The organism is Myxococcus sp. NMCA1 (assembly GCF_026810205.1).
Lineage (GTDB): Bacteria > Myxococcota > Myxococcia > Myxococcales > Myxococcaceae > Myxococcus > Myxococcus xanthus_A.
Genome location: NZ_CP113950.1, coordinates 6,600,007 through 6,615,339, shown reverse-complemented (window position 1 = coordinate 6,615,339; position 15,333 = coordinate 6,600,007). Strand labels below are relative to the sequence as shown.

Here is a 15,333-nt window from a genome sequence, read left to right as displayed (position 1 = left end):
TCCTACCCGTCAGCGGGTGGGGGCAAGGCATACTGGAGCGTGCCATGAAGTCTGAAATCCATCCCGTCTACCCGCCGTCCCGCGTGACCTGCATGTGCGGCAACGTCGTGGAGACGAAGTCCACCCGCGGCTCGTTCTCGGTGGAAATCTGCTCGAACTGCCACCCCTTCTTCACGGGCAAGTACAAGCTCGTGGACACGGCCGGCCGCATCGACCGCTTCCGCAAGAAGTACGGCGCGTCGCCGACCTCCGCCAAGAAGGCGTAAGGCCGCGGGGGCCTTCCATGGGCCCCGCCACAGTCCAGGCAGTACCCGTCGAGCAGGGTGTCGGAGGGCCTCCACGAGAGGCGCTCCCGCCCTGCTCGCGGCGCTTCTACGGCCTGAATCACCCGTCAAGTTTCAGGGTGCTACAGGCCAGAAATTAGACGTAGCACCGAAGCGACCGCACAGTCCGCCGCGTCCACGACGAAGAGTCCGACGGAGGCGAGATGTCCGCGCACGCTGCAGCAGCCCCTTCCCTGAAAGTCGTCCGCCGTTCGCTCAACGAGAGCGTCTACGCGAAAGGGGAGGCCTATACGCTGCTGCACGGCGACAGCCTGGAGCTGATGTCGCAGTTCGAGCCCCAGACGTTCGACATGATTTTCGCCGACCCGCCGTACTTCCTCTCCAACGGCGGCTTCACCTGCAAGGGCGGCAAGCGCGCCTCGGTGGCCAAGGGCGGCTGGGACGTGTCGCGTGGCGTGGAGGAGGACCACAAGTTCACCACCGAGTGGCTCGCGGCCTGCCAGCGCCTGCTCAAGCCCACCGGCACGCTGTGGGTGAGCGGCACCCAGCACGTCATCTTCAACGTCGGCTTCGCGATGCAGAAGCTCGGCTACAAGCTGCTCAACACCGTCACCTGGTTCAAGCCCAACGCGAGCCCCAACCTGGCGTGCCGCTACTTCACGCACTCCACGGAGCTGCTCATCTGGGCCTCGCCGAAGTCCGGCGGCAAGCTGCAGCACACGTTCAACTACTCGCGCATGAAGGCGGAGAACGGCGGCAAGCAGATGCGCGACGCGTGGGTGCTGCCGCCCTCCGGTGACGCCGAGCTGACGGCGGACGGCGAGGGCCGGCTGTGGACGCTCACCGTCCCGCGCGGCGGCGAGGAGAAGGCCTTCGGCAGCCATCCCACGCAGAAGCCGGTGGCGTTGCTGGAGCGCATCCTGGAGGCAAGCTGCCCCCCGGACGCGCTGGTGCTGGACCCCTTCAACGGCAGCGGCACCTCGGGCGTGGCGGCCCTCAAGCTGGGCCACCGCTACGTGGGCATCGACATGGACGAGAAGTACCTCGCCCTGTCGGAGAAGCGCCTGAACGCGGCGGCGTCGAAGTAGTCCCGTCCTGCTCGCGCGCACTCAGGCGCGCGACAGGATGAGCTCCACGCCCTGACGGGCGATGGGGTGGTAGCGCTCCCCATGCTTCTTGAAGAGCGCGCGCGCCAGGCTCCGGTGCGCGTGCGACGCGGAGAGCACCCCGTATAGCGGCTTGAGGTACTTCATCCGGCCCACCTCGCCGAGGAACGTCTCGGTGCGGGACACGGCCGGCTCCCAGTCCGCGCGCAGCGCCGACACCAGCCACGCCACCAGCACCTCCGAGTTGCGGCTCTGGGTGAGGCTGAAGCGCGCGTCGAGCTGCTGGAAGACGTCCCGCGGCGTCTCCTGGGGTAGTGACTCCAGGTAGAGCTGCCACTCAGCCGGCGTCCAGTCCTTCGCCTGCTCCGGCGTGGGCACCTTGCCTCGGAGCGCGTCCATGGCCTCCAAGCGCAGCGAGCGCGGTGACGGCGCCCCCGGGGGCACGCCGGGCCGGTGCAGGTACGCCTCCGCGTCCACCTTGGTCAGCACTCCGGGCAGCTCCTTCTCCGCGAAGGCGACGAACTCCTCGGTGGTGAGCGCGCGGAAGCGGTAGGTGGCCAGGTAGCGGCGGAGGAACTCGTCGAAGGCGGGCCGACCGGCCGCGTCCTCCATGGCGCGCAGCAGCAGGTAGCCCTTCTCGTAGGGAATCTGGGAGAAGGCCTCGTCCGGGTCCACGCCGGCCAGGTGGGTGCGCAGCGACGTCAGCTGCGGGTGCGCGCGGAAGTGCTGCAGCGCGGAGTCCAGCGCGCGGCGGCCCAGCGCGCCGTGCAGCGCCGACACTTCCGGACCGGCCAGGGCCTCCAGGATGCGGCGCTCGGCGAAGACGGTGAAGCCTTCGTTGAGCCAGAAGTGCTCCGCCGAAGCATTCGTCACCAGGTTGCCCGTCCACGAGTGCGCCAGCTCATGCGCCACCACGTTGACGAGGCTCTTGTCCCCGGTGATGAGCGTGGGCGTGAGGAATGTCAGTCGCGGGTTCTCCATGCCACCGTAGGGGAACGAGGGCGGCATGGTGAGCAGGTCGAACCGCTCCCAGTCATAGGGCCCGAAGAGCGACTCCGCGGCGCGCAGCATGTCGTCCACGCCGGAGAACTCCTCCGCCGCGTCCTCCAGCAACTCCGGCTCCGCCCACACGCGCGAGCGCGGCCCCAGCTCCTTCGGCGCCAGGCTGCCCACCGCGAAGGCCAGCAGGTACGGCGGCACCGGCTGGGGCATCTCGTAGTGCTCCTCCGCCTCCACGCCGTGCTCGTCGCGCCGCAGGAAGCTGGCGGCCATCACGGCCTTGAGCGCCTTGGGAATCCGCAGCGACGCGGTGTAGCGGATGCGGATGCGCGGCGTGTCTTGGAGCGGCACCACGCTTCGGGCGTGGATGGCCTGGCACTGGCTATAGAGGAAGGGGTGCTGCCCCCCGGCTGTCTGGGAGGGCGTCAGCCACTGGAGCGCGCTGGCGTGCGGCGCCGTGCGGTAGCGCACGGTGAATTGCCGCAGCCCCACCGGCAGCTCGATGCGCAGCCGGCTGCCGAGAATCGGCTCGGAAGGGGAGAGGATGTAGGGCAAGGGGCGACCCGCGGCGTCGACGACGTCACGGATTTCCAAATCCCGGGTATCCAGGTCCAGCGGCCCAGCCGAGGCTTCCTTGAGGGTGTGGGTGACCTCCGCGTGGAGCCGCTGCGTCTTGAAATCGACGCGGGCCCTCCAGTCCAGGGTTTCCGTCTCAGGCTGCGTGCTGTCGTTGTACGAGTGCGGGTCTAGGCGAGCCATGGAGGGCCGGTATCTAGTCGGCTTGTCCTCTTGTGGCGAGCGCCCTGGCCGTCCGATCCGATTGACTTTCGGGTCAATCGCCTACATTTGTGCAATCCCCTCCTTCCCAACAGGGAGCCTTTTCCACATGACGACGCGGATCCGCAAAGTGGCTGTGCTGGGCGCCGGAGTAATGGGCAGCGGCATCGCCGCGCACCTGGCCAACTCGGGCGTGCGTGCGCTCCTCCTGGACATCGTTCCGCCCAAGGCCGCGCCGGGCGAGGACACCTCCTCGAAGGCGTTTCGCAACAAGTTCGCCCAGGGCGCGCTGGCCAACCTGCGCAAGCAGAAGCCGAGCCCCATCGTCTCCGGTGAGGTCTTCACCAACATCGAGGTGGGCAACTTCGAGGACGACCTGCACCGCATCGCCGAGTGCGACTGGGTGGTGGAGGTGGTGAAGGAGGACCTGAAGATCAAACAGGACCTGTTCGCCAAGGTGGAGAAGCTCATCCGCCCGGGCACCATCGTGTCCTCCAACACCTCCGGCATGTCGATTGTGGGCATGACCGAGGGCCGCGGCGCGGAGTTCAAGAAGAACTTCCTCGTCACGCACTTCTTCAACCCCGTCCGCTACATGAAGCTGCTGGAGCTGGTGGCCGGCAAGGAGACCTCCCCGGAGGTGCTCAAGACGCTGCACCGCTTTGGCGAAGAGGTGCTGGGCAAGGGCATCGTCTACGGCAAGGACACCACCAACTTCATCGCGAACCGCATTGGCGTGTACGGGATGATGCGGACCATCGCCGCCATGGACAAGGCGGAGCTGTCCATCGAAGAGGTGGACAAGATTTTCGGCCCGGCCATGGGCCGTCCCAAGTCCGCCGTCTTCCGCACCGCGGACATCGTGGGCCTGGACACGTTCACCCACGTGGCGAAGAACTGTTACGACACGCTGACGCACGACGAAGAGCGTGACGTGTTCGCCAGCCCCGCCTTCCTCCAGAAGATGGTGGAGAAGGGCATGCTGGGCGACAAGAGCGGCGGCGGCTTCTACAAGAAGCAGGGCAAGGAGATCCTCGCGCTCGACCTGAAGACGCTGGAGTACCGGCCGCAGGCGAAGGTGCGCTACGAGTCGCTGGGCGCCGCGCGTGACATCGAGGACGTGCGTGAGCGCGTGGCCTCGGTGATGAACGCCGAGGACAAGGCGGCGAAGTTCGCCGAGGGCGTCACCCTGGACGTGCTGGCCTACACCAGCCGCCGCATCCCGGAGATCGCCGACGACGTGGTCAACGTGGACCGCGGCGTGCGCTGGGGCTTCGGCTGGGACTTGGGGCCCTTCGAGGTCTGGGACGCCTACGGCGTGAAGAAGGGCGTGGAGCGGATGAAGGCCCTGGGCCTGAAGCCGGCCGCGTGGGTGGAGGAGATGCTGGCCGCGGGCCGCACGTCCTTCTACGGCGTGGAGAACGGCAAGGACACGTACTGGGACATCCCGTCCAAGTCCGTGAAGGTGGTGCCGGAGAACGCCCGCACGCAGCGCGTGGAGTACCTCAAGCGCGGCAACAAGAAGATCGCCGGCAACGACGGGGCCACGCTGTGGGACTTGGGCGACGGCGCGACGCTGCTCGAGTTCCACACCAAGATGAACTCCATCGATGACCAGATCATCGAGATGATGAACACCGCGCTGGACGAGACGGAGAAGAATCACAAGGGCCTCGTCATCGGTAACGACGGGTCCAACTTCTCCGCGGGCGCGAACATCGTGGCGCTGCTGTGGGCGGCCAAGAGCGGCGAGTTCGAGTCCATCCGCAAGCTGGTGACGGGCTTCCAGGCCGTGAACCAGCGCATGCGCTACAGCCCGGTGCCGGTGGTGACGGCGCCCTTCAACCTCACGCTCGGCGGCGGCGCCGAGGTGACGATGGGTGGCAACGCCATCCAGGCCAGCGCCGAGCTGTACATGGGCCTGGTGGAAGTGGGCGTGGGCCTCATCCCGGGCGGCGGCGGCAACATGCAGCTGCTGCGCAACGTGTACGGCCCGTTCGGCACGGACAAGGACTTCGACTTCTTCCCCTTCCTGAAGAAGATCTTCCTCACCATCGGCATGGCGAAGGTCGCCACCAGCGCCGAGGAGGCTCGTGAGGCGGGCTTCCTGACGCACGCGGATGGCATCAGCGCCAACCGGGACTTCCTGCTGTCCGACGCGAAGGCCCGCGTGCTGGGCATGGCGGACGCCGGCTTCAAGGCGCCCCGTCCCACGCGCTTCCGCCTGCCGGGCACCAGCGGCGCGGCCACCATCGACATGATGCTCTACGACATGGAGCTCAACGGCCAGGTGAGCGCGCACGACCGGAAGATCGCCCAGAAGCTGGCGAAGGTGCTGACGGGTGGCAACACCAGCCCGTCGCTGCTCGTGACGGAAGAGCGCTTGCTGGAGCTGGAGGCGGAGGCCTTCCTGAGCCTGTGCGGCGAGGAGAAAACCCAGGACCGCCTGCAGCACATGATCGAGAAGGGCAAGCCGCTGCGGAACTGACGGCCGGCCAGTATCCATAGGCTACTGAACCTGAGATTCGCTGAATGCCCGGGTGCCCCCCGGGCAAGGAGACATCAAAATGGCTGGTCGAGTCGTGATTGCCAGCGCGGTCCGCACGCCCTTCACCCGCGCCCACAAGGGAGAGTTCAAGGACACCCGGCCGGATACCCTGGCCGCCATCGCCATCAAGGAGGCGGTTGCCCAGGTCCCCGGCCTGAAGCCGGAGGACATCGGTGACGTCGTCCTGGGCTGTGCCATGCCGGAGGCCGAGCAGGGCATGAACGTGGCCCGCGTGGCCACGCTGCTGGCGGGCCTGCCCGTCACGGTGCCCGCGATGACCATCAACCGGTTCTGTTCCTCCGGTTCGCAGGCCATCGCCCAGGTGGCCCAGGCCATCCAGGCGGGCATGTACGACGTGGGCATCGGTGGTGGCACCGAGTCCATGACGATGGTCCCCATGGGCGGCAACAAGGCGAGCGCCAACCCCGAGGCCATGGAGCGTCTGCCGGAGATCTACACCTCCATGGGCGCCACCGCGGAGAACATCGCGTCGCGCTACGGCGTGTCGCGTGAGGACTCGGACAAGTTCGCCGCCGAGAGCCAGCGCCGTGCCGCCACCGCGCGCGAGCAGGGCAAGTTCAAGGAGGAGATCGTCCCCGTCACCACGACGTACTACGACGACGACGGCGTGGCGCAGAACGTCACCGTCACGGTGGACACCATCCTCCGCCCGGAGACCACGCAGGAGGGCCTGGCCAAGCTGCGCCCGGCCTTCAACCCCAAGGGCGTGGTGACGGCCGGCAACGCGTCGCCGCTGACGGACGGCGCCGCCGCCGCGGTGGTGATGAGCGAGGCCAAGGCGAAGGAGCTGGGCGTCAAGCCGCTGGGCTACTTCGTGGACGCCGCGGTGGCGGGCGTGCCCCCGGAAATCATGGGCATCGGCCCGGTTCCCGCGGTCCGCAAGCTGCTGGAGAAGAACAAGCTCAAGGTCGAGGACATCGACGTCTTCGAGCTGAACGAGGCCTTCGGCGCGCAGGCGCTGTACTGCGTGCGCGAGCTGGGAATCCCCGCGGACAAGGTGAACCCCAACGGCGGCGCCATCGCCCTGGGGCACCCGCTGGGCGTCTCCGGCGCGCGCATGGTGGCCACCATCCTGCGCGAGCTGAAGCGCCGCAACGGCCGCTACGGCGTTGTCTCCATGTGCATCGGCGGCGGCATGGGCTTCGCCGCCCTCATCGAGGCGCCCAAGTAGTCACTGCTTCGACGTGAGTCACTGATTCAAGCGCGGGCCTCGGGGGAAACCCCGGGGCCCGTGTCGTTTCGGGCTCAGCGCGCCGTCGCGGCTTCGTCCGGGTCGTCCACCGGCACGCCAGCCAGGCGCAGCACGCGCAGGGCGTTGGTGGTGTCCACCACGCCCTGGCGCAGCTTGTAGTCGAACATCATCTTCCCGGCCTCCAGGTGGTCCCGGAAGTGGACGTTGACGACGTGCGCGCCCGGCTCGTCCGCGAGCACCGCCAGGGACAAGTCGTGCGTCGTCACCGCGCCGATGGCGCCGGTGCCCAGCAGCAGGCGCAGCACCTCGCGCGAGGCAATCTGCCGCTCGCGCGTGTTCGTCCCCAGGAGGATTTCGTCCAGGAGGAACAGCACCTGCCCGCGCGCGGCCTGCGCCGCGTCCAGCACCGCCTTGATTCGCTGCACCTCCGCGTAGAAGTAGGAGACGCCGCGCTCCAGCGAGTCCTTCACCCGCATGCTGGTGAGCGTCTGGAGCGGTGTCAGGCGGAAGGATTTCGCGCTCACCGGCGCGCCCGCCAATGCCAGCACCACGTTGGCGCCCACCGCGCGCATCAGCGTCGTCTTGCCGCTCATGTTGGAGCCGGTGATGAGCAGCGCGTGCCGCGGGCCGGGCAGGGACACGTCGTTGGGCACCGGCGCGTCCAGCAGCGGGTGGCCCAGCGCCGTCGCCGCCACGCAGGGGCCACTGGCGGCCATGACGGGCCAGGTGAAGTCCGGCCGGTCATGGGCGAGGCCCGCGACGCAGGACAGGGCTTCCAGTTCGGCCAGGGCCTCGAACCACTGGCGCAGCTGCTTGCCGTGGGCCTCGCGCCAGCGCTCCAGCGCGAAGTGCGCGTGGATGTCCCAGAGCGTGAGCCAGTGAATCAGGGGGTGGAACTGGTGGCGCTTGAACTCGATGAAGGAGAACAGCCGGCTGAAGCGCTTGAAGTGCTCGGACACGGGCGGCTGGCCGGGCTGCTGGAGGCCGGACTGGAGCGACTTCAGGCGCGGGTGCTCGAAGCGCTGGGCCTCCACGCGCTCGAAGATGGGGGCGTAGCGCACGAAGCCGCGCTCACCCACCTCCACGCCTTCGTCCATGACCTTCAGCGGGCGGCGGGTGATGACGGCCACGCCCAACTGCGCGGCCAGCCCCACCCAGAAGGCAGACTCCGGCAGCACCTCGAACTTGCCCAGGACGTAGACGGCCAGCGTCACCAGGGGCAGCACCACCGCCACCGGCCGGGCCCAGCGGATGGAGTTCAGTTGCGGACCCAGCTCCGCCCACTGGATGAAGAGCGCCGGGTCCGCCTTCTCACGCGAGGCGTCCCGCGCGTCCACGCAGAGGTCCTGGCGGAAGTCCAGGTTGGGCGCCAGCTCGCGCGCGGCGCCCTGTCTGGCTTCGACCTCCTGGGCGGACGCGGGGGCGGAGAGCCACGCCGCCAGCCGTTCTTCTCCGGCGCGCGTGGCCGTCTCGTTGAGGAGTTGGAAGAGGCTGCCCTGGCCGAAGACGTCCAGGTCCGGGGTGTACAGGTGGCTGGGGGACAGGAAGCGCTCACCGCGCTCGGTGAAGTCGTGCCAGCCGGGCCCCAGCCGCGCCAGTCCGCGCTCGTTGAGCGTCACATACAGCTTCGTCCGGGCCTCGCGGCGGAAGACCTGGTGGTGGAGGATGGCGAGCACGCCGTAGAGCACCAACGCGGCGGCGCTGGCCCACCACCACACCTTGGGCAGACGCCCCGCCAGCACGAAGCCCGCGACGCCGGCCGCGGCAAGGAAGGCGAGTGTTCGAAAATTGGCGTAGCGGGCGCTCACGCGGTCCAGCGCGGTCAGCTCCGCCTGCGCGGCGGCACGGCGCTCGGTGTACGTACGATGCGGGGATGGGGGCTCGACGGTGGCGGACACGATGGGCACGCATGCTGCGGTCGCGCGGCGTCCAGGGCAAGCGGCAGGTGCGATTGCGTGACATCGGGTCGACGAAGGCCCGTCCAGCCCTCGTTTCCCGAGCCGTCTCCAGGCCTGATTCATGTCAGACCCGGCGCGTAGATTTGTCCTCGTCGGCGGTCACGAGGGGGCACCGGAATGAGCACGTCAGTCATTGATAACCGCGTCGAAATCGTCTTCAGCTTTGACACCACCGGCAGCATGTATCCGTGTCTGGCGCAGGTGCGGAAGAAGCTGCGGGGCACCGTGTCCCGGTTGATGAAGGAGATTCCGGGCATCCGCATCGGCATCATCGCCCACGGGGACTACTGCGACGCGGGCTCCACGTATGTCACCAAGATGCTGGACCTGACGGACGACGAGAGCGCCGTCGTCCGCTTCGTGGACCGTGTGGAGCAGACGGGCGGGGGCGATGCGCCCGAATGCTACGAGTTCGTGCTGCGTCAGGCGCAAAGCCTGTCCTGGACGGTCGGGTACACGCGGGCGTTGGTATTGATTGGCGACGACGTACCCCATGGGCCTTCGCAGAATCCCCACCAGTTGGATTGGCGCAAGGAGGTGGCCGCGCTGGGGCGGATGGGCGTGCCAGTGTATGGCGTGCAAGCCCTGGCGCGCCGCCATGCGACGGCTTTCTACAAGGAGTTGGCGGAGAAGTCGGGTGGCTTCCACCTGAGCCTGGACCAGTTCGCCCACGTCACCGACCTGCTGCTGGCCGTCTGCTACAAGCAGGCCTCGGACGTGCAGCTTCAATCGTTTGAGCAGGAAGTGGTGCGCGAGGGCCGCATGAGCCGCGGCCTCAACGTGATGTTCAGCACCATGCTCCAGCGAACTGCGCCGCCGCTCCATGGCGAGGCGGACCTGCGCGCCGTGCCTCCGGGCCGCTTCCAGGTGCTGGATGTGGACCGGACCCAGCCCATCAAGGACTTCGTGCACGAGAACGGACTGGGCTTCAAGACGGGCCGGGGCTTCTACGAGTTCACCAAGACGGAGACCATCCAGGGCCGCAAGGAAGTGGTGCTGATGGACCGCAAGACGGGCGACCTCTACAGCGGCGAGCGGGCCCGGGAGATGCTTGGTCTGCCGCCCGGCGAGACGGTGCGCATCCGGCCCTCCAGCCTGGAGAAGTACGTCGTCTTCGTGCAGAGCACCTCGGCCAACCGGAAGCTGATAGGCGGTTCGAAGTTCCTCTACGAGGTGGAGGATTGGGAGGGCGCCCGGTCCGCCGCGGCGTAAGGGGCGCCCGGGGCGTCAGAAGTCGTCGTCCGACTCAGTGTCGGTTTGCTTGGGCTCGATGAAGTGCAGCGTTCGCGGTGCGTCCGTTCCGAAGAGGATGTCCCGGGCCAGTTCCAGGCGGAAGCGGTGCGGCATGCCGTTGGAGGCTGGCGGCTCGGGCGTCACGGTGAAGGCCGTGCTTCGGCCGGGTGCGCCCTCGGGTTGAATGTGGAGTTGGTCTCCGAGCGCGGTGTACTGGAAGGCGTGGAGTCGGCTGTCGGTGCCCAGTTGCTCCAGGTTTCCGCCTGCGTAGAAGTAGAAGCGCTCGGTCGCGGGGTAGCGTTCGGGGACCGCGAGCCACTCCGCCACATGTTGTCCCGTTCGCGCCGGGTCGAAGAGGAGACGTTCGGCGGGCGAGTCCACTGAGATAGGCGTGTCGCCAGGGGCTTGCTGTCGCTCCAGCGCCGCGCCCAGGTGCCGCAGAACGTCTGGGTCACGTTCGGTGGCTTGGTGCTCGCGCAGGATTTGAAGGGCCTCTGGGCTGGCCTCGAGGCCCAGGGCTCGCACGGCCATCCGCCGGACCTCGGGCGCGGAGTCCTCGAGCGCGAGCCGCAGGGCGCGGTGGGCCATCTCCGGGCGGTTGTTCAGAAGGGCCAGGACAACGGCCTTCCGCGTTTCTATGTCGGGGGCACCTCGCAGGTGCTCCAGCATCACCGTGGTTGCGTCTGGTGGTGCGGCGTCCGAGGTCCAGGCGGAGATGGCGGCGCGCCTGACGCGGAGGGATTCATCCGACAGTGCCTGGCGAAGCGCCTCCCATGCCTCGGGTCCACCGAGTTGACCGAGCGCGGTGACGAGGTCCGCCCGTTCATCTTCGTCGCGTGTCCGGGCCAGCATCTCCAGCAGGGCGCGCGTCGCACCGGAGCAGCCGAGCCGTGCGGTGGCGAGAATCGTCATTCTGCGGAGCGAAGATTCAGGGGCCGTCAGCAGCCGGCAAATGGGTTCGCAAGCACTGGCGTCGCCACGCAGGACGAGCGACCGAAGCGCCTGTTGGCGGACTTGTAATGGGGACGACGCGGAAAGCAGTGGGACGAAGACGCTGGCGGGCACGTGTGCACGACGGGACAGCGCGTGAAGGGCTTCGAGTTGCACGTCTTCGGCGGTATCCGTGAGGAGTTGGATGAGCAGGCCCTCTGTCGCCTCGCCTTCTCGCGCGAGCAGGGCCACCGCCGCGGCCCTGAGGGTGGAAGAGGTCGAAGCCAGGCCGAGCCGGGCCAGGGCGCCGGATTCGGGGAGCCCCAGCCGTTGCGCGGTGGCGAGCGCGTTCAGCTTCTCCGCCAAAGGGGCACGTTCGAAGCGCTCGAGGAAGAGGTCGCTCGCGGCCGCCGGATTCATCCTCGCGAGCGAGTCCATGACGGCGTGCTGCACGGAGGGCTCGGTATCATCCAGCGCCTCCTGGAGGCTCCGCCAGTCCGCGGCGTCCTGTGTGCCCGCCAGCACCCGAGCCGCCAGGACCCGGACGTCAGCCGCTTCGTCGCGAAGCGCGAGCCGGGCCAGGGCATGGGCTTCGGGCGTCGCCAGCTTCCGGAGCACTCGCAAGGCCGTGGTCTTCTCGGAAGGGGGGCCCGACACCAGGACGTCCCGGGCGACCTGCGTGAAATCCGCTCGCGCGAGCAGCGCGTCGAGGTCTTCCCGAGTGCTCCGGGTGGGCTTCGTGGCCACCCAATGCAGCAGCTCCCATGTCGACAGAGGTGCGCTCACGGCACCGCCGTCATGCGCGAGGCGAGAAGGTCGCTGGAGGGCGCCTGCGTCCAGTTCATATGGCGCGTGAGAATGGCTGCTCCTTGTCGCCGCGTGCTCCGGATTCGGGTGTCGCATTCCATGGAAGCATCGGGAGGCCGACGTTAGCGTGCATCCGTGCGCGTCTGGGTGACATTGCTACTGGTGTGCGCGGGCTGTGGCGCCTTCGAGTTCCACCCCTATGAACTCCGGGGACCCCACCGGGACTTGCATGCGCGCTCGCTCGAGCGGCTGTTCGGAGCGGAGCCGAAGCAGGCCTTTCGCTTCGCGGTGGTGGGCGACATGCAGTTGTTCCTGGATGACTCCGCGGCGGCGATGCGGGACCTGGAGCAGCGCGGCGTCGACTTCGTGGTGCAGATGGGCGACCTGACGGAGTTCGGCAGCACGCAGGAGTACGAGTGGGGCGTCGAGTTGCTGTCCCGCTTGAAGGTCCCGTTCTTCGTGGTCATGGGCAACCATGACGCGTTGGGCATGGGGCAGAAGCTCTACCGGCGCACCTTCGGACCGGAGTCCTTCTCCTTCACGTATTCGGGCACCCGCTTCGTCTTCTTCGACTCCAACTCCCGCGAGTACGGCTTCCCGGGCGACATCCCGAACCTGCAGTGGCTGAAGACGGCGCTCGCACCGGCGCCCGCGGTGATGAACACCTTCACCTTCTCCCACGTGCCTCCTGGGAACGGGGACTTTGACGATGCGCTCGCCGAGCCCTTGGTGAAGCTCCAGCAGAAGAAGGGCGTCGCCATCTCCTTCCACGGCCACGTCCACCAGTACCACGACGTCCATGCGCACGATGTCCGGTACGTCACCACCGATTCGATGAAGGGCCGGAGCTACCTCTGGGTGGACGTCGATGGCACCTCGGTGCAGGTGCAGAGGGCCACCTTCTGATGGCCGCGCACGGGAGTCTCCGAGCCTCGCTGGTGGCGGCGCTGCTGTTGGCGGCGCGGGAGGCGCGGCCGGAGCCGGCGCACGAGGCGTCACCCTGGTACGTGCCCGACCATGCGGCGATGCAGTTCGCGGGCGCCATCGGCTTTCTCTCCGCGGGGCCGGGCTGGAGCTTTCTCGACGACACCGTGGAGGCCGCGCTGCTGGTGGGCTGGGCGCCGCCCGCGTTGGCGGGGGAAGACTTCTTCACCTTCACGCTGAAGGGGCAGTGGCGCCCCTTCCTGTTCGATGCGGCGGGGTGGACCGTCCGCCCGCTCATGGTGGGCGCGATGCTCACCTACACGGTGGGCGACGACTACTTCGCGGGCCTGCCCAGCCGTTACGACCGGGGCTATTACTGGTTCCGCACCGCCATCCGGCCCGCGCTGCTGCTGGGCGCCAGCGCGGGGCGCCCGGTGGAGGCGCTGAACCTGCGATTCGTGGAGGGGTACTTCGAGCTCGTCGCCACCGACTACCGGCTGGTGCAGTTCATCCGCAATCCCTCCACCGTGAACGTCGAGCTCTTCACGCTGGCCCTGGGTGTGAAGCTCCGGTTCTGAAGCGGCGCGTGTGAGCACCGCCCCAGGGCCCGCCGCGAGGTACCGTCAGGGCATGTCCGTGGCCGTGGCGGAGTCGGGAAGCGTCGACTCCGACGTCCCTCTCAGTCGGCGGAGGATGCGCGGGGCCTCGGCCGCGAGGCGCTCCTTGCCATCGGCCAGGGGACGGTCGCGCAGGTCGGTGATGACGGTGCCAGGCCGCCCCGCGCCGAAATGGACCTTCAGCTCCTTGCCGATGAGCGCGTAACGCGCCTCCCAACCCACGGTGGTGAGGAGGTATCGCTGCGGGTCCGGCCGGGTCATCGGAATGCCGTCACCCAGCATCGCCGGGCTGTGCGTGTCTCCCAGCAGGTCGAAGAGCGTGGACACCACGTCGATGTGTCCGGTGACGGCGTCGACCTGGCCCACGGGAAGCTGGTCGTCGAACACGAGCATGGGCACGTGAAGCTGGGAGGCCGTCACGTCGCTGGCATGGCCTACGCGGCCGTGCTCACGGAACTCCTCGCCATGGTCGCCGGTGAAGAGAATCAGCGGACGCGCGCCGCGCAGGCTTTCGATGCGCGCCAGCAGCTCTTCGACCTTGGTGTCCACCTCGTAGGCCGCGTTCCACGCGCGAGCCTTGAGATGCTCGGGAGGTACGCGCGCCGTGGCGAGTCCGCCCTTGCCATTCCAGGCGGGCGAGAAGACCTCGGAGCGCGGCGGGTAGTCGTAGTCGAAGTGCGTGCCGGCGAAGAACACGAACAGGAACAGCGGCGTGTCCTGAGGCGTGGCCTCCACGGCCGCCAGCGCGTCGCGGACCATGGCTTCGTCCCGCAGGTGGCTGCGGCCCGTGTAGTCCGTGCGCAGGCCTCCCGTCACGTCGCGGAAGACGGTGTCCTTGAGGCCCATCCAGTCAACGGAGGACGCGGCGAAGAAGGACTGTTGGTAGCCATTGTGGGCCAGCGCGGGGAAGAGGAGGGGCGTGCGGCCCGCGCCCACCACGGCATCGCGGCGCTGGGCCTCCAGCCCGAAGAACATGCTGAACAGCGAGTAGTCCGTGGAGCTGGCCGCGCTGTGGTGATGCAGGAAGCGCGTGCCGCTCTGCGCCCTGCGCCACATGTTCGGCATGACGTCGGCGGTGAAGAAGTCGTCACGCAGGCTCTCCACCAGGACGACGACGATGTCGGGACGGCGGGTGAAGCGCACCTCCGCGGGGTCGATGCTCGCCGCGGGCACGCCCGCCTCGGGGCTCACGCCCAGGCGCAGGCCGGACGCCGGCATCTTGCCAGTGACGCGCGACAGCAAGGTGTTCATCCGCACCGGTGCCTGGAGGGGCAGGGTGGTGGTGGCGTGCTGCACGGCGCCGCCATGGGCGAAGACGAGGGACGCGCTGACCAGCCGCTCGGTGGTGCACAGGGCCGCTATCAGCACCACCGCGCGCGCCACCCGGCGAGGGCCAAAGCCCCGGCGCAGGAACCAGATGCCCGCCGCCGCGTCGAGCGTGAGGGTGGCCACCATCGCCCCGGCCAACAGCGCCACCTCCGACGAAGACAGCCCCGTCTCCGCCAGGGCATGCGGCTGGAGCGCCACCGCCAGCACCAGGCCGTTGATGTGGAAGCCCAGTGAGTTGAGCACCAGCGCGTCCAGCCCGAGCAGCACGCCGCCCACCGCCGTCAGCAACGGGAGCGCGAAGCGATAGCGGTGGCCGAGCAGGAAGGCCAGGGGGAGGCTTCCAAGAAAGGCCACCAGCCCCAGGAACAACGCCTGGGCGAAGCTTCCCGCGAGCAGGAGGGGGCGAAGCCCTGGCGCCAGCCGCTCCACGGCCACGCGCAGCGCACCGCCGAAAAACACCAATGCGACGAGCCCGTGGAGCACGCACCAGGTCAGCGCGGTGCTCAGGTAGGGCCGGGCTGCTGCGAAGCGCTGGAGGGAAATGGCGGCTGCGGTGGACGCCGCGTCAGACATCCGTGACATTGGATGGCGCAGGTATTCCGGATGCC

Annotated in this window: 11 protein-coding genes; 7 read left to right on the top strand and 4 right to left on the bottom strand. The window is 68.4% G+C overall.

The window, feature by feature from the left end; translation table 11 throughout:
• Window positions 1-44 precede the first annotated feature (44 nt).
• The gene (rpmE, locus tag OZ403_RS27115) at window positions 45-266 is read left to right on the top strand and encodes a 50S ribosomal protein L31 (RefSeq protein ID WP_140794272.1); all 222 of its coding nucleotides are present in this window, start codon (window positions 45-47) and stop codon (window positions 264-266) included.
• 221 nt (window positions 267-487) lie between these two features.
• Entirely contained in the window at window positions 488-1,372 is an 885-nt protein-coding gene (locus OZ403_RS27110; RefSeq protein ID WP_140794271.1) for a DNA-methyltransferase, read from the top strand.
• A 21-nt stretch (window positions 1,373-1,393) separates the two neighbouring features.
• Here the strand turns inward: OZ403_RS27110 and OZ403_RS27105 are convergent, their stop codons facing one another.
• Window positions 1,394-3,148 carry a M1 family metallopeptidase gene (locus tag OZ403_RS27105; protein WP_268782136.1) on the bottom strand — a complete coding sequence of 585 codons (1,755 nt, stop codon included), beginning with the start codon at window positions 3,146-3,148 and terminating at the stop codon, window positions 1,394-1,396.
• Window positions 3,149-3,275: 127 nt separating this feature from the next.
• On the opposite strand from OZ403_RS27105, the gene OZ403_RS27100 reads away from it, so the two are divergent.
• Complete coding sequence (locus OZ403_RS27100; RefSeq protein ID WP_268782135.1) at window positions 3,276-5,654, top strand: 3-hydroxyacyl-CoA dehydrogenase/enoyl-CoA hydratase family protein; 2,379 nt, start codon at window positions 3,276-3,278, stop codon at window positions 5,652-5,654.
• 79 nt (window positions 5,655-5,733) lie between these two features.
• Window positions 5,734-6,906, top strand: coding sequence for a thiolase family protein (locus OZ403_RS27095; RefSeq protein WP_140794268.1), 1,173 nt, complete (start codon window positions 5,734-5,736; stop codon window positions 6,904-6,906).
• Window positions 6,907-6,980: 74 nt separating this feature from the next.
• Here OZ403_RS27095 and OZ403_RS27090 read toward each other — a convergent pair whose 3' ends face one another.
• Window positions 6,981-8,825 (bottom strand): MutS-related protein, encoded by a 1,845-nt coding sequence (locus OZ403_RS27090; RefSeq protein WP_268782134.1) that lies wholly within the window; start codon window positions 8,823-8,825, stop codon window positions 6,981-6,983.
• Window positions 8,826-9,002: 177 nt separating this feature from the next.
• Between OZ403_RS27090 and OZ403_RS27085 the strand changes: the two genes are divergently transcribed.
• Window positions 9,003-10,097: a vWA domain-containing protein gene (locus OZ403_RS27085; protein ID WP_268782133.1), complete on the top strand. Its 1,095-nt coding sequence runs from the start codon at window positions 9,003-9,005 to the stop codon at window positions 10,095-10,097.
• Between the two features lie 15 nt (window positions 10,098-10,112).
• Here the strand turns inward: OZ403_RS27085 and OZ403_RS27080 are convergent, their stop codons facing one another.
• Window positions 10,113-11,834: a HEAT repeat domain-containing protein gene (locus OZ403_RS27080; protein WP_268782132.1), complete on the bottom strand. Its 1,722-nt coding sequence runs from the start codon at window positions 11,832-11,834 to the stop codon at window positions 10,113-10,115.
• A gap of 156 nt (window positions 11,835-11,990) precedes the next feature.
• Between OZ403_RS27080 and OZ403_RS27075 the strand changes: the two genes are divergently transcribed.
• On the top strand, window positions 11,991-12,761 hold the full coding sequence (locus OZ403_RS27075; RefSeq protein WP_140794264.1) for a metallophosphoesterase family protein: 771 nt from the start codon (window positions 11,991-11,993) through the stop codon (window positions 12,759-12,761).
• Window positions 12,761-13,357 carry a hypothetical protein gene (locus tag OZ403_RS27070; protein ID WP_140856188.1) on the top strand — a complete coding sequence of 199 codons (597 nt, stop codon included), beginning with the start codon at window positions 12,761-12,763 and terminating at the stop codon, window positions 13,355-13,357. Before OZ403_RS27075 ends, OZ403_RS27070 begins: the two co-directional genes overlap by 1 nt.
• A gap of 45 nt (window positions 13,358-13,402) precedes the next feature.
• Here the strand turns inward: OZ403_RS27070 and OZ403_RS27065 are convergent, their stop codons facing one another.
• On the bottom strand, window positions 13,403-15,307 hold the full coding sequence (locus OZ403_RS27065; protein ID WP_268782131.1) for a sulfatase-like hydrolase/transferase: 1,905 nt from the start codon (window positions 15,305-15,307) through the stop codon (window positions 13,403-13,405).
• Window positions 15,308-15,333: the final 26 nt, after the last annotated feature.